We start from the raw sequence: 25232 nt of genomic DNA, 5'->3' as shown, positions 1-25232 counted from the left end.
ATCAGATGCTCTCGACTCTGTCAAGAACTTTTTTTCTGACCCGCGCTGCCGCTTCTTTAAACAACAGCGCTTTTTATATTACTAAACTCAGTCGCTTTTGTCAACTGGTTTTTTATATCTTTTTTGCCGCCTTGCCTTTGCCTTACTGGCTTTGCCCTGACGACAGTTATTTATATTAGCAACCTTTTTTTGTTTTTGCAACCCTTTTTTATGATTTTTTTCAAGCCAACTAAATTGTATACGTTAACACCTTTATTTATAGCCAATAGTTACATGAGATAATATTTATGTTTGTCCCTATATTTTTGATTGTGATCATATATTTTTTAGCCAATAGCTTAGAAATCAAATCGTTAAATAAACTTAATCTTTTTCACATATCTTTGTTGCAGTTATCGTTTTATAATACAAATAATAGTTTAAAGGAGAAGTTTAATATTGTGAAACATAAAATTTTAACAACTATTGCAGCATTAACTATAGGTACTTCTACTGCAATTAGTACAAAAGCAATGCCAGTTGAAGCTGCAACTTCATCAACTAGCACTAATGATAATGAAGAAATGTCTAATTTTGTCAGAGAAACTTTAAAAAGGCACCATGTCCGTGGTTCGGTTACTGTAATAAAAGATGGGCAGCCCCAAACAATTAGTTATGGTTATGCTTGGTATGGTAAGCGCATTGGCAACGGTAAAAGCAATGTAACATACCCGACGGCCTCGCTACAAAAAGTGATTACTGGAGCAATCATAATTCAACTTATGAATGAGACCAAAAATACTAATAAAGCATTTAACCAGTACACTAAGATTTCACGTTGGTATCCCAATCTAAAAAACGCTAACCAAATTTCGGTCGGTAATCTATTGACCCATACCTCTGGTATTAAAGCTACCGGAACTGAAATAAACCGAGGCTATGTATATTCAGAAGCTAATGCAATTAACTGGATCGTTAACAATATTAATGCAACTTCTTCCGATTTAGTTGGTAGCTACCATTACAACAATAGCAACTTTATTTTGCTGACAGGAATAATTAGACAGGTCACAGGTAAATCTTACGAAGAAAACTTTCAAAATCGCATCGTGGATACCTTAGGCTTGAAAAATACTTATTTGTACCAAAACATCCCCAATGACAAAACTGACCCAATTTCTTATTATTCAAATGGAAGTAAAAACTATCAAAGTCCCGCCTACATTAAGCAGTCCCTTGCTTCACAAATTCCTGGAGCAGGTAATCTATTTACTAGTCCCAGCGAATATTATCAAATCCAGGCTGGTCTTTGCAATGGAAAGATCCTGAATAAGAATGATTTTTATTATCTAACACATTTAAAGAGTAAGGTCACAGATTACTCTGGTGGAATGTATTTACAAAATAACGATTCACTCAAATTAGCATATGGTAGTATTGCAGCTATGCATTTTGGCACTTGGGTGCAGTTGACAACCGATAATCAAAATGGAATTATCATGTTTTTAAACCAAACTGATGATAATAAAAATGACCAAAAAGCAGTAGGATATGAAATATTGCAGCATATTAAACCTAATACGTTTGTTCCTCGCTAAAATCAGTGCTACACAATAAAAAGCTTCTATAATTCATAGAAGCTTTTTTATTATTCAAATAGTAGTTGATACATTTTACTTTCTAAAGGATGTTGTAGCCGTAAATTCATACCAACTACTGCCTTTTTTTTCGGACCCAAAAGTTCTTCTTTAACGGTTTTCTTTTGTATATCAGCTTGACCTAAATAAAAAAATTTCCTGCCTATAGCATCACTTTTTTTCACAAACAAATGTAGTTTCATCTTCGGTGTATTAAGTAATCTTTTAACTTCATCCGAATTTATGTGCCGTGGTGCCCTAGTATACCAACGCAAAGTTTGACCATCTTCTAATGTGTTATGATATAACGCATTACGCTTTTGAGATGAATCCTTTTCATAGGTAATAAAAATCGGAGTTTCTTTTTTATCTACACGATAGCCATACATTGGTGCAGAAACATCTTTAGGCCAATCAAGCAAACGACATACATCCTTGCGCTCATATTGCTGATAAAGTGTAAATTTTTCTTGCTTATTATAGCGTTGGTTAATTTTTAGCCCCGTATTAACTACATCAGTAAATAATTGCTTAAATATATGATTGTTCTGCAAAGCCTGGCTCAATTTTGGTGCTAAAAGATAATTAAGTAAGTCATCCTGTTGTATTAGTGATTGACCACCATATTGGGCCTTCTTGGTTGTCTGCCTTTGCTTAACGTCAAAAAAATCTAATGATAAAATAGCCAATACCGACTTTAAAACTGCTTCGTTACAATATGTACCAAATCTTTTTAATATATTTTCAAATTCCCTATGACTGATATGTTCTTTTGTTAGTAAGGCTTGCAGTAGTAAGAGTTCATGCGGTCTTTTACCATTTAAAAGTTCTTTGGTTAAAAAAGACAAGATAGCATGCTCAAATTCAGTTAATTTAACTGATTCTCCCATTTTAACCAAAAATTGAGCATAATTTTGAAAACCAGTATGATTAGCAAATACCTCAGGAGAAGTTGAACCATAGTTAACAAAATCAAAAAGCAAGGGCACACGACCAATTTTTTCTTTTAATTCTTGATAAGATTGCCTTAATTCTTTAACGCTATCAAGTTTAATTTTGTCAAGCGAAGCCAAAATTTTAGTCGATGCAATTTGGCTAAAATTAATAGTTGAAACATCAATAAATCCAGGTAAGATAGTCTCCTTACGTACTTGATCGATATCTCGGCTGTTATCTTGATTTAAGGCAATTGGAATTAAATAATTATTTTTATAGTTACCAATAAAATCAATTACCGTTACATAGTCCTTCCCAGCATATTTACGTAATCCCCTACCAAGTTGCTGAATAAAAACAATACTTGACTGTGTGTTACGTAACATCACAATTTGATTAAGAGCTGGAATATCAATCCCTTCATTAAAAAGATCAACTGTTATAATATAGTCAAGCTTACCTTGTTCAAGCTGTTCAACTACTTCTTGTCGCCTTTTTTCACTATCTTGATTAGTTAAGGCAACTGCAGGATGGCCCTTGGCAGAAAAAGCCTGGGCTAATTCACGTGCTTCTTCTTGTCTACTACAAAAGACAAGTCCCTTAGCTCTATTACCATAATAGCCATAATAATCAAGTTGTTGTAAGACATAATCCACTCGTTTTGGTGCTAATAAATAGCGCAAATTAGCTGTTTCATCAATCACCTCATTATCGACTTCATAATCAGCAACTCCAACATAATGAAATGGTGTCAGCATCTGTTCCTTTAAAGCATCCCGTAAGCGAATCTCATAAGCCAAATTGTAATCAAATAACTGATAAACATCTTGATTATCCATTCGCTCAGGCGTAGCCGTCATACCTAGCCAAAATTTAGGCTTAAATTTTTTGAAAATACGCTGATAACTTGGAGCTGCAGAGCGATGTGCTTCATCAATTAGAATATAATCAAATTCGGTCTGACTCAATTCAGCTAAAACTTTAGATTGACTTAAAGTTTGTACCGTCGCAAATATATATTTACGATTCAATTCATGTTTATTTCCGGTCAATAAGCCATAATCGGTTTTGGCTCCACCAATTACTTGATAAAAGCTAGCTAAGGCATTTCGTGCTATTTGCTCACGATGAACAACGTAAATAAATTTTTGTGGCTTAAAAGACTTTACCGCAAATGCTCCTAAATAAGTTTTACCAGTACCTGTAGCAGATACTATTAAACCGCGTGACTGACCACGAGCAATTAATTGACGTAATTGCTTTAAAGCAGCTTTTTGCATATGATTGGGAACTATTTCCTGAGAAATAGGTAGTTGGCTTTTTGTTTGCCGTTTTATTTGGGGGCGCACCCAACTTTGTTCATATGTTTGCAGCCATGAACTAGTCAGCTCTTGACTAACTTTTTTTAAAGTCTCAAGTTGCTTATTAATTTGCTTAGTTAAGGTCGCATTTTCTTTCGCACTGACCTTTAGCGCCCACTCATAATTACTAAGCAAGGCTGATCTAGTAAAATTGGCACTGCCGATTATCATAGTTTGCCAGTCATCGTGCTCAAAAAAATAGCCCTTAACATGAAACCCATTTTTGGGTGCTATTTTAACTGATAAGTTATCGATCTTTAATAATTCGTGAAAAACGCGCGGATCATTAAAATTTAAATAATCACCGGTAATTAAAGTTCCTGAAATACCTTGTTGCGCTAAGTCTGCCATTATCACTTTAAAGGGAACTAGCATATCTTGCGTAATAAACGCAACTGCCCAAGTAAAGTTTTTACAATGCATAAGTTCATAACGCAAAGTTAACCAAATATTTTCATGTTTTGTATTTGTTAACAGCTTAGGACCTACAATTTCATGTCCTGGATAAGATAAATCATATAGACCATTAAGAATTGCATCTTGTAGTGTATCATTCATTCAATATTGCCTCAGCACCATTTTATATAAAATAAAGAGAAATCTAACTTTTTTGGATTTCTCTTTATTTATCTTTTAAATATCAATTTCAAGTAAAATCGGACAATGGTCTGCTCTAAGCCCAGTATCAATCATCTCAGAACGTTTAACCTTATCCGCAATTCGCTCACTAGTTATCCAATAATCAATTCGCCAACCAGAATTATTTTGCTTGGCGGTCTTCACTCTTTGGGCCCACCAAGAATAAATTCCTTCAATATCGCCATTTACTTTTCTAAATGTATCTACAAAACCAGCTTCAAGTAATTTCGTAAAACCTTGCCGCTCTTCATCTGTAAAACCTGCTGAATGATGATTATTATCTGGATGTTTCAAATCAATTTCTTTATGAGCACAATTATAATCTCCACTAGCCAAGACAGGTTTCTCTTGATCTAGTTTTTTCAAATAATCGCAATACTTCTTATCCCAACTTTGCCGCTCACTTAGACGCTTTAAACCACTGCCAGAATTTGGTGTATAAACTTGGGTAACAAAATATTTAGAAAATTCTAAAGTAATAATTCTACCTTCATCGTCCATTGGCTCAGGTGCGCCAATTCTAGGAAAAGTTGCTAATGGTTTAAGTTCCTTCTTATATAAATACATTGTCCCCGCATAACTTTTACGAGCTGGCTCTTGGGCCGAACGCCAAACAATTTCATATTCAGGAAAATTTTTTGCTAAGATTTCTTGGTGCTTTTTAGTTGGACCTGTCGAGCGCAACTTAGTTTCTTGAAGGGCAATAATATCCGGCTTATGCTCGTATATTTTTACTAAAACCTGCCGGGTTGCTTCAGCGCGTGATGATGTTCCCGTCAAAGCTGCATTTAACGAATCAATATTCCACGAAATTAAAATCATTTATTTCTCCTTTGTTGTATCTTGCTTACCCATTATATATTTTTTAAGATTGTCTTGTTATCTTGCAGCACTTACTCATGCAAAATAAAATTATAAAATTCTAACCTAATTCAAGCCACAAAAAAGCTGCTCATTATTTCACGACTTTAGTCAAAAAATACTGTACATTTATTTACTTAGTTTAATCCTATCTCATTAATAATGTAAGCGATTGCTTTAATAGCAGGCTATAATAAAAGTAAGATTCTTCACAAGTTTATATTTTTAATTCAATCATTACAAGTGTATAATAGCACAAGAGAGAATAATGATAATCTATGGAGGTTAGATTTTATGACTAAAATTTATGCTTACGCTATCCGTAAAGATGAGGAACCATATGTTCACGAATGGCAAGCAGCCCATCCCGACATTACTGTTGATTTTACAGATCAACTGTTGACCCCTGAAACTGCTCAATTGGCTCAAGGAGCTGATGGTGTTGTTACTTACCAACAATTAGATTACAAAGCGGACACTATCGAAGCTTTAGATAAGCTTGGTATTCACAATTGGTCAATTCGTAACGTTGGAATTGACAACATTGACTTAAAAAAAGCTAAAGAACTTGGGTTTAAATTAACCAATGTTCCAGTATATTCACCTGATGCTATTGCTGAACATGCTGCTATTCAAGCTGCTAGAATCTTACGCCAAGATAAGGCAATGGATGAAAAACTTGCTAAACATGACTTCCGTTGGGCACCAACAATCGGTCGTGAAGTACGGGACCAAACTGTCGGTGTTATTGGTACGGGACACATTGGCCAAGTATTCATGCAAATCATGGAAGGCTTTGGTGCTAAAGTCATTGCTTATGACTTATTTAAGAACCCCATCTTAGAAGAAAAGGGTTATTACGTTGATAGTTTAGATGAATTATATGCACAAGCAGATGTCATCTCACTTCATGTACCTGACGTTCCAGAAAACATCCATATGATTAACGATGATTCTATTCAAAAGATGAAAGATGATGTTGTTATCATTAATGTATCTCGTGGTCCTTTAGTTGACACCGATGCTATCGTGCGTGGATTAGATTCTGGTAAAATTTTCGGTTTTGCAATGGATACTTACGAAGGTGAAGTTGGTATTTTCAATAGTGATTTCACCAATAAAGAATTACCTGACAAGCGTCTTGCCGACTTGATTGACCGACCAAATGTTTTGGTAACCCCACACACTGCTTTTTACACTACTCATGCTGTTCGCAATATGGTTATTAATGCTTTTGATAACAACTTAAAATTAATTAAGGGTGAACCAGCTGATACACCAGTTGATTTAAATAAAGAATTTTAATTTCACAAATTAATTTATTCTACTTAAACACATGCTATAACTTTACAAAAAGCACCGATTTATTTCGGTGCTTTTTGCATTTATTTTTATTATTATCATACCCATTAATTAGCTGAAGCGTTAGTTGCCTGGATTAAAGCACCACGAAAACCTAATTCTTCTAGCTTATTAACTCCTTTTATGGTTGAACCACCTGGCGTTGTTACTTCATTTTTTAATTCTTCTGGTAATTTTTTTGTATCAAGAGCTAATTGAGCTGTACCAATTAGCATTTTTTCAATTATTTCATAGGAATCCGTCCGCTTAACACCATTTTCTACTGCAGCATCACTTAGGGCTTGGATTAATAAATCAACATAGGCTGGCGTACACCCAGCAATTGTGCCATAAATTCCTAACTTATTTTCAGGAACAACATAGACATCACCCATGCAAGCAAAAATATTTTTAGTTAGTTCGATTACTTCTTGTTTTTCCTCAGAAAGAAAGCTAATTACTGTGATACCCCGACCAATTTTAACTGGTGTGTTAGGAACAACTTTGACAAAGGTTGCATCTGCTGAAATCAGCTGCTTAACCTTTTTTAAATCGCCACCACCAGTTGAAATAATTATGCCATGATAAACTTGTCCTAGTTTTATAAAAATATTATCAATTGCTGAACCACCTACTGCTACAATTACTGCTTCACAGGGTTCAAATTCATTATACGTATCTACTAACTGTAACCCATATCTAGTTGCCAGTTTTTGTGCAGATGCGTGCCCACCGTCATAAATATAAATATCCTCACTAGCAGTTTTAGCTTGTAGTAGTCCCTGAACGATAGCAGTACCAATTTTACCAGTTCCAATAAATCCAATTTTCATTTCAATCACCTTCAATTGTTTAAAGAGTAGCATCAGCAATTAACACTAATTTTCTTGAAAATCAGCCAACCACTGTCACATTAATAACACTTTACTTTATTATACCGAAATCATTAATTAACTAAGCACCTAGCAACTTAATTTATAAATCATTTTTAAGTAGCTTAACGAATTGGGGATAATTTTTTACTTCATACAGGGGATGCAAATTCATATTATTTTTTCGGTGCCGATGGTTATACCAAATACTATTAAAGCCATAATTTTCTGCACCTAAAATATCTGACTGCAAACCATCACCAAAAAAAATTGTTTCAGCAGGTCCGATTGAAGATAAATTGAAAAAATAATCAAAAATACGTTTGTCTGGCTTAGCAAAACCAGCTGCTTGAGAAGTAACAATTAAGGAAAAATAATTTTTTATTCCTGCCAATGCAAGTCGATGTTCTTGCATAAAGCTTTCGCCATTACTCAGAACCGCTAACTGGTAACCTTTTTTTTGAGCAAATCTAAGTGTATCTATAACACCTGGCAACAACTGATGAGATTCACTAAAATAACTGCGGTACTCTTGCATAATTAATAGACCATCAACATTAATTTGTAGGTTATCTTTGAGAAAGTTATGAAAAACCATTTCACTGAGCTGGTCGTAGGTGATCTTTCCTTGTTCTAACTGGCGCCAAAGACCTTGATTGTAACTGTTATAACGCTGTTGCAACGCCGTAGTTAATTTCCAATGATGGGCATTAAAAAGACTACGTAAAGCATAATGTTCTGTAGCAGCAAAATCAATTAAAGTATCATCAACATCAAAAATTATTTGTTTAAATCGCAAATAAATATCTCCTTATTGCTATTAATATATAAATTAATAAACTTAAAAATTAATCTGTTTACTATCTATTTTATTAAAATTAGCGGACAAAGTCATTTAACATGTTTAATCCAGTATTATGCTAACACACTTTAAGTTGGCTTACCTTTATTAAATCGCCTTAGCATAGTTAGTCTATTTAAAAGATTATTCTTTGTAGTTTTTCTTTACCACTTCAAGTCATTAGGTAAGCACAATTTTTAATTTATTGTGCTTTTTTCTTTGCTATTTATTTTTAAAACTTAGTATTTCTTACTCGCACATAAAAGACTGGCGTTATTTTTTTATTTGCTAATTTTTTATTGCATACACAACATGTTGTGGTATCATTTTTTATATAACCATACATAATGTAGTTGTGAAACAAAATTTATATCTAGGAGTCATTTTTATTATGAAAAATTCAACCATAACTTTAAGTCAAGCCTATATTGACCGAGTGAAACAAAATATTACCTCCCATTGGGGCGAATTAGGCTGGGTTACTTACAAACGGACTTATGCCCGGTGGCTACCAGAAAAAAATCGTTCTGAAAATTGGGATGAAACCGTTAAAAGAGTTGTGGAAGGTAATATCAATCTTGATCCCCGCTTAAAGGACTCACCTTCAGATAAATTATTTAATGAGTTAACCACTGAAGCTCAAGAACTATTCAAAATGATTTATGGCCTTGCTGCTACTCCATCTGGTCGCAATCTTTGGGTTTCTGGTACTGACTATCAAAAACGCAATGGCGATTCCTTGAATAACTGTTGGTTTATTGCTATTCGTCCTCAAGCTTATGGTGCCAGCCATATTTTGCCCGATTATTTAAAAAAAGAACAGGTAGCAGTTTCAATGCCCTTTTCTTTTCTATTTGATCAACTAATGAAAGGGGGTGGTGTGGGATTCTCAGTTACTCAAGATAACATAAAAAAAATACCCCAAGTCGACAATAACATTGATTTAACAATTATTATTGATCAAGATAGTGATTCTTATACTGATACAATTAAACTTGGTGCAATTGATAAAAAAAAGTGGTCTAAACAAAATAGTACTCCAAATGACTGCATCTATTTTGAAGTGCCCGACACACGAGAGGGCTGGGTCTTAGCCAATGCCAGATTAATAGATATGCATTTTAATCAAACAAATCCTGAGCACAAGACTAAATTAGTCATTGATATCAGTAATATTCGTCCTTATGGAACAAAAATCAATGGTTTTGGTGGTACAGCTTCTGGGCCAATGCCGTTAGTTGAAATGCTTTTCGACATTAACAAAATCATCAATACATGTTCAAACCGCAAAATCAGTTCAGTTGATGCAACAGATATTTGTAACTTAATTGGCAAAACAGTTGTTGCTGGTAACGTTAGACGATCAGCTGAGTTAGCATTAGGTTCTAATACAGACCAAGCATTTATCACTATGAAACAAGACCAAGATAAGCTCTATCACCACCGTTGGGCATCAAATAATAGTGTAGCAATTGATGCTGCGTTTACCAATTATGAACCGATTGCCAATGGTATTAAAGAAAATGGCGAACCAGGCATTGTAAATTTGGACTTATCTCAAAACTATGGTCGAATTATAGATGGATACCAAAAAGACGTTGATGGTGCAGTAGAAGGAACCAATCCTTGTGGTGAAATTTCTCTTGCTAATGGTGAGCCTTGTAATTTATTTGAAGTTTTTCCTTACATTGCTGAACAACAAAATTGGAATTTAAAAGATGTGTTTAGATTAGCCACCCGCTATACCAAACGTGTTACATTCAGTACTTACGATTGGGCTATATCCCGGGAAATAATTTATAAAAATCGTCGTATTGGCGTATCTATGTCAGGCATTCAAGATTGGTTATTGAATGATTTAGGGCACCGTGTTGTCACTGGTTTTAAAGAAGAGAGCGATCACGAAACTGGAGCTAAAATTCAAGTACCGATTTATGATCCGAAAGGAATTGAAATGGTTTCTAACGCCTATCAAGCGGTTGTGGATGCAGACAATGAATATAGCCAAGCTTTAGGATGTAATCCTTCAATTAAACACACTACAGTCAAACCATCAGGAACGGTAGCAAAACTTGCTGGTGCTTCTGAAGGTATGCACTTTCACTATGCAGGCTACTTAATTCAACGAATTCGTTTCCAAGCGTCTGACCCGCTTCTTAAAGCCCTCGCTGAATGTGGTTATTATTCAGAACCAGATGTTTACACACCAAATACAGTTTGTGTTGAATTCCCACTACGAGCTACACATGCAGATAGTGAAAATTTTGCCTCTGCTGGCACGGTTTCAATTGCTGAACAATTCGCAACACAAGCTTTCTTACAAACATATTGGTCCGATAATGCTGTAAGCTGCACCATTACCTTCCAAAATGATGAAGGTAAGCAAATTACATCTTTATTCAACCAGTACCGCCATATTATTAAATCAACCTCTCTTTTGCCCTACTATGGTGGTTCATTGAAACAAGCTCCAAAAGAGCCAATTGATAAAGAAACATATGAAAAAAGAAAAGCCTCAATTATTGCCGATGTTGCTACAGTCTTTGCCAAGCAAAACAATGACCAAAAAAATTTGGAATTAATTGATCAAACTGATTGTGAATCAGGGTCTTGTCCAGTCAAATAAATCAAATTAGAATTATATAATTTAGGAGAATTTATTATGAAAAAAAACAAATTAGCAGTTCTTGCTGGAATAGCAACTATTTTTACATTTTCTCTTACAGGCAATCAGACTAGCCAAGAAGTTATGGCTAAGCCTAGTAATAAAATTACCGTAGCTTATACACTTAATGTAAACAAAAAAAATATAAAAAACAAAAAGGTTAAACTCTCTAAACATGCAACAGTGATGTCTGGTCTTAAAAAAGCTTGGCGAGTTAAGAGCACAAATGGCTTTATCACTGCAATAGATGGTAAAAGTCAAGATACTCACAAGCAAATTTATTGGACTTATACAATTAATGGTAAATTTGCTAATAAGGGAGCTGTGGAACAAAAAGTAAATAACCACGATAAAGTTAAATTTACTTTAGCCAAAATGAATTAATGCTTAACTCAACTAAAAAAATAGCCTTAATGGCCGTTTTAACAGCAATGTGTGTATCCCTAAGGCTTTTTAAAATTATTCCTATACCTAATGTTCAACCCGTAACTGATATTTTAATGATTGTGACTTTGAATCTTAGTATTAGCTTTGGCTTGACACTTGCAGTCTTAACCATGGTAATTTCAAATATTTACTTAGGTTTCGGTTTATGGACTATTCCTCAAATTTTTGCCTATGGCGCATGTATCCTAACTGTTGCACTACTTAGTAAATTAACACCTTTAAAAGACCATCTAACTTTACAGTTAATTCTTGCTACCTTTTTAGGTTGGGAATATGGCTTTTGGGTTGACTTAGGCATGTCAATTTATGGAGGTATTCCTGCCTTCTTAGCATATTGGGCTAGCAGTCTTACTTTCGATACTTACCATGCAATTGGTAATTTAGCTTTTTATCCAGTTTTATATAAACCACTCTGTCTTGCGCTTAATCACTTCCAAAGGAGAAAAATATGACATTGAAAATATATACAAAAACTGGTGACCAAGGCTTCACTAAACAAGTTACTGGTAAAATGGTGCCAAAATATGACTTGCAAATAGCTACTATTGGTGAAGTCGATGAACTTCAGTCTTATTTCGGAGTTGTAATAGCTAATTTATCCACCAACTGTAGTCAATTACGGGAGCTTATCCAAAATTTACAACGCACGCTTTATCTATTACAAGGAGATATTGTCGTCAAAAGACGGTCTAAAATCACTTTAAAGGAAGTTAAAGAACTTGAACAAGAGATTGATCGGCTAACTTCCCTGCTACCAGCATTAACAGAATTTATTCTACCGGGTGGCTCGATTACAGCCGCTAATTTACATTATGCTCGAACCATTGCCCGCCGTGCTGAACGAACAATGGTCCAGTTAAATGAAGAACAAAAATTAGCACCTGCTTGCTTGCAATATTTAAATCGTTTATCTGACTACATATTTGTTCTGGGAAGGTATGCCAATTTTTTAGACGGAAAGCAAGACATCCCCAGCAAGCAGTAATATCCCACTTTTTAAGTATAAATATTTATTTAAAAGCAGGACGGTGATTAATAATCGCTGCCCTGCTTTGTTCGTTTATGACTTTACCAAAAAATTACTCTTACTGCCACCATAGTTTAATTAAACTTTGCGTACCCAAATCACCCAAATGTTGTTTATCAACCAAAACTTCGTAGAGCCTTTTAGCTTCAGTTGTTGCCGGTAAACTTAAATTCATTTCCGCAGCAGTTTCTAGTGCAATCCGCAAATCTTTCAGAAAATGTTTACTGAAAAATCCAGGCGTATAGTCACCTTGTAAAATTCGTGGACCATAATTGCTAAGACTCCAATTAGCCGCACTTCCACCACTCACTGTTTCTAGCACAGTGGCTAAGTCAAGCCCAGCTTCTTTAGCATAGACAAACATCTCTGTCATTCCCGTCATGGTTCCAGCAATCATAATTTGATTAGCCATTTTAGTATTTTGACCTGATCCTGCAGGCCCAAAATAGTGAACAGCTTTGCCAAAATCATTAAAAACAGGTTGTAAAGCTCTAAAAGCGTCTTTATCGCCACCAACCATAATGGTTAACGTACCATTTTTGGCACCAAGATCGCCACCAGAAACTGGTGCATCCAATATCTTAGCGCCATTCTTTACACCTGTAGTAAAAATTTTTTGCGCAAGTTTTGGTTTTGAAGTAGTTAAATCAACTATATATTTATCCTGCACTATTTCTTCAAAAATACCATTACTGCCAAAATATACTTCTTCCACATCAGTTGGAAAACCCAACATTGTAAAAATTAAATCTGCCTTTTTAGTAACTACCCGCGCACTTGAACACCATACAGCACCTTGTTCAACTAAATTATCAGTTTTGCTTTTGCTACGATTATAAACAAAAAGTTGGTGCCCCGCTTTTAGTAAGTTAAGACAAATTGCATTCCCCATCACACCTGTTCCAATAAATCCAATTTTCATTATACTTATCCTCCTTTATGCCAAATATAGTTAATTATAATTTTGCCACAGTTTTAAGTTATTACTTAAACTTATTACAAATAATTAAAATAAAGTATTTTATACTTAGTTAAATCAATTTTATAATAAATATAGTTTAAGGAGGCAAGCATTATGAAAATGCACAATGACTATTTACTAAATAAAATTAATAATCCGCAAGATTTAAAAAAATTGACTTTACCTGAAATGGAACAACTAGCAACTGAAATCAGAACTTTGATTTTAGAAAAAGATGCAGCAGAAGGTGGACACCTCGGCCCAGATTTAGGAATTGTGGAAGCAACAATTGCTTACCACTTCGTTTTTGATGCTCCAAAAGACAAAATTGTGTGGGACGTTTCACATCAAACCTACCCACATAAAATGTTAACTGGCCGTGCTACAGCTTGGCTTGACCCGGCCCATTATGAAGACGTCACCCCATATTCCAACCCAGACGAAAGTGAGTATGATTACTATGCAATAGGTCATACTTCTACTTCTATTGCCTTAGCCACTGGTATGGCGAAAGCCCGGGACTTGATAGGTGGACACGAAAATATCATGGCTTTAATTGGTGATGGCTCACTAACTGGTGGCTTAGCCTTCGAAGGATTAAACAACGCGGCTGTTGAGCCACATAACTTAGTCGTTGTTGTAAACGATAATCAATGGTCTATTGACGAAAACGTTGGCGGTTTAGTTACTGCACTGGCAAAATTACGGACATCTAATGGAAAAACACCAGAAAATCCTTTTACAGCCATGGGTTTTGATTATCGCTATGTTGCAAATGGTAACAATGTTCAAGATATGATTACTGCCTTCAAAGCAGTTAAAGATATTGATCATCCTATTCTTTTACATATTAATACCGTTAAAGGAATGGGTTATGCCCCTGCACTTAAGGATGAGGAAGCCCACCACTGGGTAATGCCCTTTGATCTTAAAACTGATCAGCCAATCAAATTAGCTGATACAAAGCCAACTGCCAAAACAGTTGCAATTGAGACTATCAAAGAACAAATTACTCAAGGACAAAAAATCATGGCTATCAATGCCGCAATTCCTGGGGTATTTGGCCTAGATGAAATTAAGCATGATTTCCCTAAAAATTACATCGATGTTGGTATTGCAGAACAAGAATCGGTTGCCTTTGCCGCTGGCTTTGCAAAAGAAGGCGGCACCCCTGTTTTATTTGAAAACTCAACTTTTTTGCAACGAGCCTTTGATCAACTATCTCACGATGTGGCTGCAAACAATTTACCAGTTGTAATGCTAGTTGCTGGGGGCGGAATTTCTGCAGAATCAAAGACCCACTTAGGAATTTTTGACCAAGTAATGATTAGCAACTTACCAAATTGGATTTATCTAGCCCCTACAACTCTAACTGAAGAAAAAGCTATGCTAGAATGGGCAATTAAGCAAAAGAAACAGCCAGTAGCGCTTAAAATGCCAACAAATATTGTACCTAACGGATCAACTGAATCACTTTTAAGCGATTACAGTCAAATAAAATATCAAGTTAAAGCTGGTAAAAATATTGCCATATTAGCTTTAGGTGATTTTTATTCATTAGGTCAGCAAGTTGCTGAGCGGTTAGGAGCTACCCTGGTTAATCCAATTTCTGCCAATATTTTAGACCAACCAACTTTAGACCACCTTGCTGCTACTCACCGGCTAATTATTACTTTAGAAGATAATATTTTAGATGGTGGTTTTGGACAAAAAATAGCAGCTTATCTTGGTAAGCAAAATGTTAAAGTACTTAATTATGGGCAAAAACGAATCTACACTGATCAAACTCCACTTGCTAAAATTTATCAAGAAAATCATTTAACAGTCGAGCAAATTATTAGCGATTTAAAGAACAACTTAAGCGCTTCAACAAATGAAAAGAAATAAGACCATCATGCTTACACTGGTAATTATCATCTTGTTAATTCCTCTTTTGCTATTTAGCAGGCGTAATTATCAGTCAGAAAGAGCGACCATTATTCCAATTGTAACCCCTACTCTCTTTGTTCATGGGTGGGGCAGCAGTTATCATGCCGAAGAAAATATGGTCTCAGCTGCCAAAAAAAGTGGTGCTTCTAATGCAGTCATTCGTGCTGATGTTAGCCCCGATGGTAAAGTAAGTTTAATTGGAACAATTAAACAAAACGCTAAAAATCCGATTATTGAAGCTAATTTTCAAAATAATAAGAGTGTCTCACCTTATGCAACCAACCAATCTTTATCTTTGAGTAAAAGTAGCAACTACGTCAAAGATATTATTCTTGCTTTACAAAAAAAGTACCATTTTAAAAAAATAAATTTAGTAGGACATTCGATGGGTAATTTACAAATTGCTTACTTTTTACGCAATAATTTAAGCAATACTAATCTGCCTAAATTAAACAAACAAGTCTCCATTGCTGGGCATTACAACGGTTATATTGGTGAAATCGGAGCACCAAAACATACAGTTCTAAATCAAGACGGCTCTCCCCAAAAAATGGCTGCAAGTTATCGGGGATTGTTAACTTTAAGAAAAAGCTTTCCTAAAACAGCAGGCGTTCTAAATATTTACGGTAATACTGGTAAAGGAAACGATGGAGCAGTTGATGTTAATTCTGCCCGTTCATACCGCTATTTAGTTAGTAAGCAAGCTGGGTCATATCAAGAACAAGAAATCTATGGTAAAACGGGGCAACATAGCCAACTACATGAAAATCAGAAGGTCAATCAGCTATTGATTAATTTTCTTTGGCCAAAATAGCTTTATGATAATAAAAAACAGTTTCTATCTTAATGATAGAAGCTGTTTTTAATATACAGTATAATTATTTTAAACTGAAATTAATAAGCAGAATGGACCAATAATTATGGAATTAAGAGTTTTAAATTATTTCGTAGCTATCGCTCAAGAAGGCAATATGACTCGTGCCGCTAAAAAATTACTAATTTCTCAGCCCGCCTTATCAAGACAAATTAGTGATTTAGAGCAAGAACTTGGCGTAAATTTATTTAATCGCCAAAAACATCACTTATCTTTAACTCCAGCAGGACAATACTTACTAAGTCAAGCCACAGAAATCTTGGCTTTAACTGCCAAAACTAAAAGTAATTTAACTGCCTCAGCCTTTATCGGTGGTGACTTAACAATTGCTGCGGGAGAAAGCTTGGGCATGCAGCGGATTATGAATATAATTAGTCAAATTATTACAGAATATCCAGCAGTTAAATTACACTTATTAAGCGGTGATTACAGCTATGCAGAATGTAAGTTAAATAATGGAACAGCTGACTTTGCCATTATTATTGGTGATATCCCGGTAAATAACTATGCTTCACTAACTTTACCAGAAAAAGATACTTGGGGAATACTGATGACAACGGATGACCCCTTAGCCCAGAAGACAGAAATTAGCCCCCAAGATTTAATTGGACGCTCAATTTTAAATTCGCAACAATCAGACAACCTACAAATATTTCAAAATTGGTTGGGCAATTATCAAGATTGCGTTAATTTCATTGGCACATATAATTTGAATTTTAATGGTACTTTGCTGGTTAAAAATCATACTGCCTTAATGGTTACTTTAGATAATCTACTCAACATTGAACCAGGGGCAAAATTAACTTTCAAAAAATTAGCGCCCAAAATGTATCAAACAATTAAAGTAGTCTGGAAACGCGAAGTTAATCTTTCCCCTGTAGCTGAACTATTTTTAAAACGATTAAAGGCTTCAATTTTCAAAAGTTAGTAAGCAGATAACTATAACAAAATATTATTGCTAATCATATTCAATAAGTATTTTACATAATTGACTAAATAACTTAAAATCTGCCTAAAATAAAGGAGATACTACTATGAAAAAAAATATTTTAGCGCAATATGAACAGTTAATTACTCCATTTATAACAGATGTCAATCAACATTGCCGTGCTCATTTAAAACAGGATCGTGTGTTAATTCCAATTATTGCTAGCATTACCCAAGGAGTAACTTCTTCACTAACTGAACTAGTTGAGCAAGCTTTAGCGGCCCATGTTCAACCTGAAATTTTGTTAGAAACTGTTTATCAACTAACACCTGTGCTGGGGCAATTAAAAGTTAAACAAGCCTTAACCATTATGCAAGCAGTTTTTGAGCAACAGCAGTTGACCCCAGTCCAACCACAGCTCCAGCCCGATAAAAATTTTGGGGCAAAAATGCAAGATGAAATTTATGGTACGGAAATCAAAAAGCTACTCCAGGACTTACCAGATAAAGCTGGTGATTTTATTCCTGAAGCTCTAACCCAACATTTTTTCAATGATTTCTATAACCGTGAAACTTTACCCGTCCGCAACCGGGAACGCTATGAATTACTAGCTTTAATTACACTAAACGTTAGCTTTCAAATTAAAGCCCATGCTAGAGGTAGTTTGAAAGCTGGCAATAGCGAAAGTGAATTAATTTGGTCAGTTATCCAACTTTTACCATATGTCGGTTTCCCATTTGTCATTAATAGCGTCCAGATTATACATCAAGTTGCCCAAGAATTAATAACTAAATAATTACGAGAATTACTGAACAGTAATCAAAGCATTACAAGCTAGAAGTCGAAGAAACAATTGAAATATTTGCAAATAATTAAGATATAAAAAGACACTACGCAAATAGCATAGTGTCTTTTTGTTATAAATTTACTATATTCTTTTTTTCTGGCGCATCTTTAGGATTATAACTATCAGTTTCTTGATAACCAAAGAAATACGTTAGACTAAAGGCAGCAACTATTGTTACTATTGCAACAAGCCAAAAATACAGTAAGTTATTTGGATTACCTTGACCAGCTTTTGCTACAAATGATGGAAAACCAATCAAGCTACCAGTAAAACCGTACATATCAACTTTCAATAGTCCATTAACTAATCCGCCAATAGCTGCACCTATACTTGAAGTTAAGAAGACTCGACCATATTTTAAGTTGACGCCATACATGGCAGGTTCGGTAATACCAACTGCTGCAGAAATAGCTGCACTTAAAGATAATCCTTTTAAATCTGGGTTATGCTTTGTCTTAACCCAAACTGCTAAAGCGCCAGCACCTTGAGCGACCATAGTAACGGAAATAATACCATTTAAAACACTATGTCCATTAGCTGCAATATCATTAGCAATTAGCGGAATCACCGCCCAATGTAACCCAAAAATAACTAGGACCTGATAGAGCCCACCAATAATTAACCCCGACAAAGCACTATTAACTGTTAACAACCATTGTAAAGTGCTAGCTATTCCCTCGGAAATAAATGAAATTACTGGTCCAACAATGATTAAAACCGTCATACCAACTAAAAAAATTTCAATTAAAGGGGTGAAAATTTGTCTTAAAGTTACTGGCATCCATTTCTTAATCCAAGGTTCGATCTTAGCAGCCATCCAAGCTGCAAAAATCATTGGAAAAATTGAGTAAGTATATTGAGGAATATGAATAGGAATACCAAAGAAATTTGCATTAATCCCTACTCCAGCAAGATAATAGGTATATTTGCCACTAGCAAAAATTTTTACTAATTCGGGATAAATTAGAAAACCACCAATCAAAGAAACTATGACGGGATTAGAACCCAGCTTTTGAGCAGCAGTGAACCCCACAATGATTGGCAAAAAGTAAAAAGCCGCATCCCCCATGGCATTAATAATAGTGTACGTAGAGGTTGTAGTCGACATATGACCGAAGTTAGTTAAAATATTGAGAATTCCTTTTAGCATACCACTAGCAGCTAATAAGCCAATTACCGGCATCATTGACCCAGTAATCACTCCAATCATTTTGAAGAAAACTTGTTTAAGTTTATTACCTACGCCAGTAGTAACTTCATTATTTAGTGTTTCTTTTTGTAAAGAAGGATTAATCCCAAGTAAAGCAATTAACTCATCATAAACATCCTCAACCGTTTGACCAATTACAACCTGATATTGATCATTAGCGCGTGCTACATCTAGCACCCCCCTAATTTGTTTGACCTGCGCGTCATTAGGAATACTATCATCCTTTAAAGTAAAGCGTAGCCGCGTAAAACAATGAATCACACTTTTAATGTTATCAGCTCCGCCAACAGCTACTAGCACTTGCCGTGCAATTACTCTTACCTGTGGTTCTGCACTGGGTGCAGTATGAGCACTTGTTTCTTGCTTCAAGCTAACGATTGCTGCAGCTTCACCCGCACCTATCATGCCCGTTTGGACAGTAATAGTTCCTAAAACTTGAGCACTATTAGTAATGGCGACAATAATTGTATTGTCCTTATGGGCTGCTTTAATCGCTGCCAAATCAACTGTTGCAATTGGCTGACCAGCCTTAACTTTGTCGCTTGTTTTAACTTTTAAAGCAAATGGTTTACCCCCAAGTTCAACCGTATCAATACCCAAATGAAGTAAAAGTTCAATCCCACTATCAGTCCTCAATCCAATTGCATGTTTAGTTTCAGCAAGCATTACTACTTTTCCATCTACTGGCGCAATAATCGTATTCATATTAGGAACAACTGCAAAGCCTTCACCGAGCGTCTTTTGTGAAAAAACTGGGTCATTGACATGAGCAAGCTCAATAACTTCCCCAGTGACAGGTGATAATAAAGTGATATTATTATTCATAATGTAACCCCCATAAATCATTTATTGCTTGCTCAAACAATAAATGTTATCGCTTTCAAAATGATTATATAACTTGTATAGACAAGTGTCAATAATATGTTTATGATATTGATATAGCATAACTTTGTACCCATAGCTTTATGGCTTATTGCTTGTAAAACAATTAATAATAATATGATAAAAGTAAAAAAGGTGGATTGAAATAATGTCAGCTAAATATTTACAAATTGCTGCTGATTTAACCAAAAAAATTAAACATGGCTCATATATTCCTGGTAGTTTCTTACCTAGCGAACCTAATTTAACAGCCTTATATCACGTTTCACGTGAAACAATAAGAAAAGCATTAAACGAATTAATGTTGGCGGGGTTAATTCAAAAAATCAAAGGTAAAGGCTCTATTGTCTTAAGTAACGCACGTTTTAGCTTTCCTATTTCAAATATTACTTCTTTTGATGAACTAAATCAGCAGGAACAAATGCATGCCACAACTAGGGTTTTAGCCCTACATGATTCGCACTTGCCAATTAACATCAGCCAAGAACTCAATTTAACTGATACTGCCGCTACTTATATTGGTCGCCTACGTTCGGTCAATCATGAGCCAATTGTAATTGACGAAGACTATATTTTAAAAAAATATGTTCCTCAGCTTTCAAAACAAGTAGCAGAGAATTCACTATATTCTTATTTTGAACAAGAACTAGGGTTAGCAATTGATTACGCTACCAAAGCAATTACTGTCGAACCGGCCAGTAACAAAATTATCAACCAACTGCAGCTAACTGATACTAACTTAGTAGTGGTGGTGCGCAGTTTAACCTATTTAAAAGATACGTCTTTTTTTCAATATACAGTTGCTAGTCATCGCCCTGACAAATTTAAATTTATTGACTTTGCTCGCAGAAAAACAGAACATGGAGGTTTTATTTTATGAGTTTAGCAGATAAAGTTATTTATCAAATTTATCCCAAATCTTTTTATGACAGCAATGGCGATGGAATTGGAGATTTGCGCGGAATTATTCAAAAAATCCCCTACCTTAAGCAATTAAACATCGACATGATTTGGTTTAATCCATTTTTCGTTTCACCACAAAATGATAATGGCTATGATATTGCAGATTACTATGCTATTGACCCTTTATTTGGAACAATGGCCGATTTTGATGAATTAATCACCCAGCTAAGGCAAAATCATATCGAGGTAATGCTAGATATGGTTTTCAATCATTGTTCAACTAACCACCAATGGTTTCAAAAAGCTCTAGCTGGCGATCAATATTATCAAAATTTCTTTTATCTGCGCCAGCCTAAAGCCGATGGTAGTTTGCCTAATAATTGGCGTTCGAAATTTGGTGGCCCAGCTTGGGCACCCTTTGGTAATACTGGTAAATATTACTTACATTTATACGACAAGTCGCAAGCTGACCTAAACTGGCATAATCCTGAAGTAAGAAAAGAATTATTTAAAGTTATTAATTTTTGGCGCGCTAAGGGAGTCAAAGGTTTTCGTTTCGATGTAATTAATGTAATTGGCAAAGATGAAACTTTGGCAGATGCACCAGCTAAAATTGATAGTAAGGTACTATATACTGATCAACCAATTGTTCATCAATACTTGCAAGAAATGAATAAAAATACTTTTGGGCGTGATCTTGAAACAGTAACTGTGGGAGAAATGTCCTCAACTGATATTGCTAATTCTATTGCATACACCAAAAAAGATAATCATGAATTATCCATGGTCTTTACCTTTCATCACTTAAAAGTTGATTATCAAGATGGCCAAAAATGGACTAAAATTCCTTTCGATTTTCAAAAGTTAAAACAATTACTCAATGACTGGCAAGTTGGCATGAGTAATGGGGGTGGGTGGAATGCACTTTTTTGGAACAATCACGATCAACCATGGGCCTTAAGTCGCTTTGGCGATTCCAAACACTACCGCGCCAAATCGGCCGAAATGTTAGCCACGGTATTGCATCTACTACGCGGAACACCTTATATTTATCAAGGCGAAGAAATTGGCATGATTAACCCCAACTACCAAAGTATTACCGATTACGTTGATATTGAAACCAAAAATGCCTATCAAGAACTACTAAAAAAAGGATTAGATGGGCAAAAGGCTCTCGCCATTATTCAAGCTAAGTCCCGTGATAATAGTCGGTCGCCTATGCACTGGGATGATTCGCAAAAGGCCGGTTTTACCACGGGTACACCATGGTTAAAACCACAAGACCAAGCGCAAATTAATGTTGCAGCTGAATTAGACCATGGTGAAATTTTCCCATATTATCAAAAGCTGATTCAGCTACGAAAAACTTATCCAATCATAGCTAATGGCAGTTACCAACCAATTGATTTAAATCACACACAAGTTTATGCTTATTGCCGTAAATATAATGGTCAGGCCTTGTTAGTTATCAATAATTTTTATGCTAATCCTGTTTCCTATCAACTTCCCCAACATTACCAAAAACTGCCAGCTGAAACTTTAATCAGTAATTACAGCAAACAGTTAAAAGTTGTGCCTAGCGTTGTAAATCTCAAGCCCTACGAAGCACTGGCTCTTTTAGTGAAATAATCGAAGTAGTTAAAAAGCGCTGAGCCTAATGCTCAACGCTTTTAATTTGTATTTTTAAAATTTTTATCTTAATTATTTATCTTTTTGCAAAGCCCGTGACAAACGTTCAAGTAAATAAACTACTGGAACTTGGGTAGTTAAGTTAATCGTTTGGCCAATAATTTTATATTCTAAATGATAAGTAAAATTAAGATCTGATACGTGCGCAATTGTATTATCTGCTTCATTCGTAATACTAACAATCGTCGCGCCTAACTGGCGAAAGTTATTCACTTGATCAATTGTAGGTTGTCCCTCACCGCTAACCGACAGAACAATAACTGTCTTTTCTTGATACGAATCACGACATAAATTGACTGGATAATAAGGATCTCCTATAGCAAAGGCACTACGCCCATTATTGACAAATTGACGCGCACCATAATCACATAAATCCCCTGAAGTGCCAATGCCAAAAAAGATAAACTCTTTTGTTTTTTGAGCAATACGCTTAAATTTAGTAATTTTTTGCTCATAATTAGGCAAAACATCTTGTGAAAAATAGTATTGTGCTTGATAGGTAATATCATCGACTACCTGATTACGCTTATTTTCAGCTTTAATTGCATTTTGCAAATCATAATAGTGGCCATATCCTAAAGCATTTAACGTGCGCACTACCGAAGCGGGTGAGACCTGTAAATTATTAGCTAATTCACGCAAAGTAATCTCTTTTACCTTTTGTTTATTGGCTACAATATAATTATAAATTTTTAATTGCGTTACGGTCAGTTTTCGTTTAGATTGCACTACTTATTCCCGATTCACTTTTAATTCATTACTTAGCTGATTCTTTAGCTTGTTCTAGTTCTTGTTCAGCTTTCAACTTAGTCCGATCCATACTTCTAAAGAAGAAATAGTAAATCATTGTATCCATTACCAAGTTGAATAATTGCATAATTCCACCCGAAATATGCCCTGTTGAAAGAATTCCTGATAAGATTGGTGGAGTTGTCCAAGGCGGATAAATTCCAATTGTTTTAGCGACCCACCCCATCTTCATAGCTGTGTAAGTTGTTATGACATTAGCCATTGGTGCTAAGATGAATGGTAGCACAATTTGGTAATTCAAAACGATTGGTACACCAAAAATAACCGGCTCATTAATATTAAAAATCGCTGGACCAATTGACAGCTTACCCATTGCCTTCATTTCTTTATCTTTGGCAAAGAAAGCCATTAAAATAACAAATCCCAGGGTTGCACCACAACCACCAATATGAACAAAGTTGTCAAAGAAAGTTTTTGTAATAATATTGGGAATAGCTTCATGCGCTTTAAGAGCTGATGCATTAGCAGCTAAAGCAGCATACAAAATAGGATCTACTACCCCTGAAATGGCATTAGCACCATGGATACCAAAAAACCAAAGTAGACAAATTACTAATTCAATAACTAATGCACCACCAAGAGTATTAGTCACCTTACTCATTGGATTTTGTAAGAAGAATGTAATCACATTAGGTATGCTCTTCATTGGCGTAGCTTCAACACCAATTCGAACTAACCAAACTACAAATAGTGAAATTGCTCCCGGGAATAAAGCTGCAAATGAACTACTAACTGCAGGTGGGACAGTTTCGGGCATTTTGAAGACTAAGTTTTTATGCATTAACCACACATATAAATCAGTTACAAATAATCCTACTAATAATGCAGTAAACAAACCCGATGAATCAAATTGTTTCAATGGAATCAACAAGCCACCATCTTTACCAATCTGCATGGGAATAGTTAAAATGAACGCTGCTATTGCCACAATCATTGCTGAAAATGGATCAATTCCTTGATAGCTTTTAGCTAAGTTATAAGAAATACCCGCAACAGCAATTAAGCCCATAATATTAAATGAGGCATTGGTTACATACTGCACAACCGTAGCCCAATTAGGACCAAAAACGTGGGCCATGAAATCCAAATACCCTTTAATAGGGAATTGTCCGATAATCATGAAAATTGATCCAATGATAATCATTGGCACTGCCGCAGTCATTCCATCACGCAAGGCGACCATGTGCCTAGCACTAGAAATTTTATTGAATAACGGCATTAGTTTTTCGGTAAGAAAATTATTTTTGTTTTTCTCTGCCATTTTACATACTCCTAATCATATTTCATTTTCTTCGCAATTAAGGAATCGCTTACAAATAATATATTATCATTTTGTTTCTTAAAGTCAATTGTTTTTTAGAAACATGTTTCAATAAATAACAAAAAGAAAATAAATAACCACGGCATAATTTTTAATTACTGCCGTGGTTTGAGTACTTCTAAAGACAGTTATGCTAGTACAACAAGTTATTTTCTTTTCGCATGGGTCTGCGACTGGGCATTATTTTGCCCGTAATACGCTCCTTGACCATGCTTTCGATAGTAATGCTTATCTAATAAATACTGGGGCACATGACTATCTGCTCTAGTTAA

20 protein-coding genes and 1 pseudogene are annotated in these 25232 nt (G+C 35.1%); 12 read left to right on the top strand and 9 right to left on the bottom strand.

Translation table 11 applies throughout. From position 1 onward, the window contains the following. The first annotated feature begins 512 nt into the window (after positions 1–512). On the top strand, positions 513–1577 hold the full coding sequence (locus tag F5ESL0230_RS00320) for a serine hydrolase (RefSeq protein ID WP_122021118.1): 1065 nt from the start codon (positions 513–515) through the stop codon (positions 1575–1577). 50 nt (positions 1578–1627) lie between these two features. Here the strand turns inward: F5ESL0230_RS00320 and F5ESL0230_RS00315 are convergent, their stop codons facing one another. Both F5ESL0230_RS00315 and F5ESL0230_RS00310 read right to left on the bottom strand, forming a co-directional pair. After that, positions 1628–4471 carry a DEAD/DEAH box helicase gene (locus F5ESL0230_RS00315; protein WP_122021117.1) on the bottom strand — a complete coding sequence of 948 codons (2844 nt, stop codon included), beginning with the start codon at positions 4469–4471 and terminating at the stop codon, positions 1628–1630. Between the two features lie 75 nt (positions 4472–4546). Beyond that, positions 4547–5374 (bottom strand): exodeoxyribonuclease III, encoded by an 828-nt coding sequence (locus F5ESL0230_RS00310; RefSeq protein ID WP_122021116.1) that lies wholly within the window; start codon positions 5372–5374, stop codon positions 4547–4549. Positions 5375–5707: 333 nt separating this feature from the next. Between F5ESL0230_RS00310 and F5ESL0230_RS00305 the strand changes: the two genes are divergently transcribed. Continuing rightward, complete coding sequence (locus F5ESL0230_RS00305; protein ID WP_122021115.1) at positions 5708–6718, top strand: D-2-hydroxyacid dehydrogenase; 1011 nt, start codon at positions 5708–5710, stop codon at positions 6716–6718. Between the two features lie 104 nt (positions 6719–6822). Here the strand turns inward: F5ESL0230_RS00305 and F5ESL0230_RS00300 are convergent, their stop codons facing one another. Together F5ESL0230_RS00300 and F5ESL0230_RS00295 are read right to left on the bottom strand one after the other, a co-directional pair. Further along, a complete protein-coding gene (locus F5ESL0230_RS00300) occupies positions 6823–7587 on the bottom strand; it encodes a pyrroline-5-carboxylate reductase (protein ID WP_158592368.1) in 765 nt (254 codons plus the stop codon). A gap of 142 nt (positions 7588–7729) precedes the next feature. Then, positions 7730–8425, bottom strand: coding sequence for a YjjG family noncanonical pyrimidine nucleotidase (locus F5ESL0230_RS00295; protein ID WP_122021113.1), 696 nt, complete (start codon positions 8423–8425; stop codon positions 7730–7732). Between the two features lie 433 nt (positions 8426–8858). Here F5ESL0230_RS00295 and nrdJ point away from each other — a divergent pair, with 433 nt between their 5' ends. Genes nrdJ through F5ESL0230_RS00275 form a run of 4 tightly spaced genes read left to right on the top strand, consistent with a single transcriptional unit; the run spans position 8859 to position 12564 of the window. Next, a complete protein-coding gene (gene nrdJ / locus F5ESL0230_RS00290) occupies positions 8859–11093 on the top strand; it encodes a ribonucleoside-triphosphate reductase, adenosylcobalamin-dependent (RefSeq protein ID WP_122021112.1) in 2235 nt (744 codons plus the stop codon). Positions 11094–11129: 36 nt separating this feature from the next. After that, positions 11130–11516 (top strand): DUF4430 domain-containing protein, encoded by a 387-nt coding sequence (locus F5ESL0230_RS00285; RefSeq protein ID WP_122021111.1) that lies wholly within the window; start codon positions 11130–11132, stop codon positions 11514–11516. After that, positions 11516–12031: an ECF transporter S component gene (locus tag F5ESL0230_RS00280; RefSeq protein WP_122021110.1), complete on the top strand. Its 516-nt coding sequence runs from the start codon at positions 11516–11518 to the stop codon at positions 12029–12031. Before F5ESL0230_RS00285 ends, F5ESL0230_RS00280 begins: the two co-directional genes overlap by 1 nt. Beyond that, positions 12028–12564 carry a cob(I)yrinic acid a,c-diamide adenosyltransferase gene (locus F5ESL0230_RS00275; RefSeq protein ID WP_122021109.1) on the top strand — a complete coding sequence of 179 codons (537 nt, stop codon included), beginning with the start codon at positions 12028–12030 and terminating at the stop codon, positions 12562–12564. The genes F5ESL0230_RS00280 and F5ESL0230_RS00275 overlap by 4 nt, the downstream gene beginning before the upstream one ends. Before the next feature lie 100 nt (positions 12565–12664). Here the strand turns inward: F5ESL0230_RS00275 and F5ESL0230_RS00270 are convergent, their stop codons facing one another. Beyond that, complete coding sequence (locus F5ESL0230_RS00270; RefSeq protein WP_122021108.1) at positions 12665–13528, bottom strand: NAD(P)-dependent oxidoreductase; 864 nt, start codon at positions 13526–13528, stop codon at positions 12665–12667. 153 nt (positions 13529–13681) lie between these two features. Here F5ESL0230_RS00270 and F5ESL0230_RS00265 point away from each other — a divergent pair, with 153 nt between their 5' ends. The 4 genes from F5ESL0230_RS00265 to F5ESL0230_RS00250 all read left to right on the top strand — a co-directional run bounded on the left by F5ESL0230_RS00265 (position 13682) and on the right by F5ESL0230_RS00250 (position 18094). Next, a complete protein-coding gene (locus F5ESL0230_RS00265) occupies positions 13682–15454 on the top strand; it encodes a 1-deoxy-D-xylulose-5-phosphate synthase (RefSeq protein ID WP_122021107.1) in 1773 nt (590 codons plus the stop codon). Continuing rightward, the gene (locus F5ESL0230_RS00260; RefSeq protein WP_122021106.1) at positions 15441–16310 is read left to right on the top strand and encodes an alpha/beta hydrolase; all 870 of its coding nucleotides are present in this window, start codon (positions 15441–15443) and stop codon (positions 16308–16310) included. The genes F5ESL0230_RS00265 and F5ESL0230_RS00260 overlap by 14 nt, the downstream gene beginning before the upstream one ends. A gap of 106 nt (positions 16311–16416) precedes the next feature. After that, complete coding sequence (locus tag F5ESL0230_RS00255) at positions 16417–17298, top strand: LysR family transcriptional regulator (protein ID WP_122021105.1); 882 nt, start codon at positions 16417–16419, stop codon at positions 17296–17298. 106 nt (positions 17299–17404) lie between these two features. Further along, positions 17405–18094 carry a carboxymuconolactone decarboxylase family protein gene (locus F5ESL0230_RS00250; protein ID WP_122021104.1) on the top strand — a complete coding sequence of 230 codons (690 nt, stop codon included), beginning with the start codon at positions 17405–17407 and terminating at the stop codon, positions 18092–18094. Positions 18095–18215: 121 nt separating this feature from the next. Here the strand turns inward: F5ESL0230_RS00250 and F5ESL0230_RS00245 are convergent, their stop codons facing one another. Then, the gene (locus F5ESL0230_RS00245; protein WP_122021103.1) at positions 18216–20180 is read right to left on the bottom strand and encodes a glucose PTS transporter subunit IIA; all 1965 of its coding nucleotides are present in this window, start codon (positions 20178–20180) and stop codon (positions 18216–18218) included. Between the two features lie 205 nt (positions 20181–20385). Between F5ESL0230_RS00245 and treR the strand changes: the two genes are divergently transcribed. Together treR and treC are read left to right on the top strand one after the other, a co-directional pair. Next, positions 20386–21117, top strand: coding sequence for a trehalose operon repressor (treR, locus tag F5ESL0230_RS00240; protein ID WP_122021102.1), 732 nt, complete (start codon positions 20386–20388; stop codon positions 21115–21117). Beyond that, complete coding sequence (treC, locus tag F5ESL0230_RS00235) at positions 21114–22769, top strand: alpha,alpha-phosphotrehalase (RefSeq protein WP_122021101.1); 1656 nt, start codon at positions 21114–21116, stop codon at positions 22767–22769. The genes treR and treC overlap by 4 nt, the downstream gene beginning before the upstream one ends. 72 nt (positions 22770–22841) lie before the next feature. Here the strand turns inward: treC and F5ESL0230_RS00230 are convergent, their stop codons facing one another. The 3 genes and pseudogenes from F5ESL0230_RS00230 to araD all read right to left on the bottom strand — a co-directional run. Continuing rightward, the gene (locus F5ESL0230_RS00230; RefSeq protein WP_122021100.1) at positions 22842–23558 is read right to left on the bottom strand and encodes a MurR/RpiR family transcriptional regulator; all 717 of its coding nucleotides are present in this window, start codon (positions 23556–23558) and stop codon (positions 22842–22844) included. A 28-nt stretch (positions 23559–23586) separates the two neighbouring features. Beyond that, entirely contained in the window at positions 23587–24900 is a 1314-nt protein-coding gene (gene celB, locus F5ESL0230_RS00225) for a PTS cellobiose transporter subunit IIC (protein ID WP_122021099.1), read from the bottom strand. A 206-nt stretch (positions 24901–25106) separates the two neighbouring features. Continuing rightward, positions 25107–25232: pseudogene (gene araD / locus F5ESL0230_RS00220) on the bottom strand (L-ribulose-5-phosphate 4-epimerase); the annotation flags it as partial.

Source organism: Lactobacillus sp. ESL0230 (genome assembly GCF_003692805.1).
Taxonomy (GTDB): domain Bacteria; phylum Bacillota; class Bacilli; order Lactobacillales; family Lactobacillaceae; genus Lactobacillus; species Lactobacillus bombicola.
Note: the sequence above shows the minus strand (reverse complement) of the source record. Positions and strands in the feature narration are given on the sequence as shown.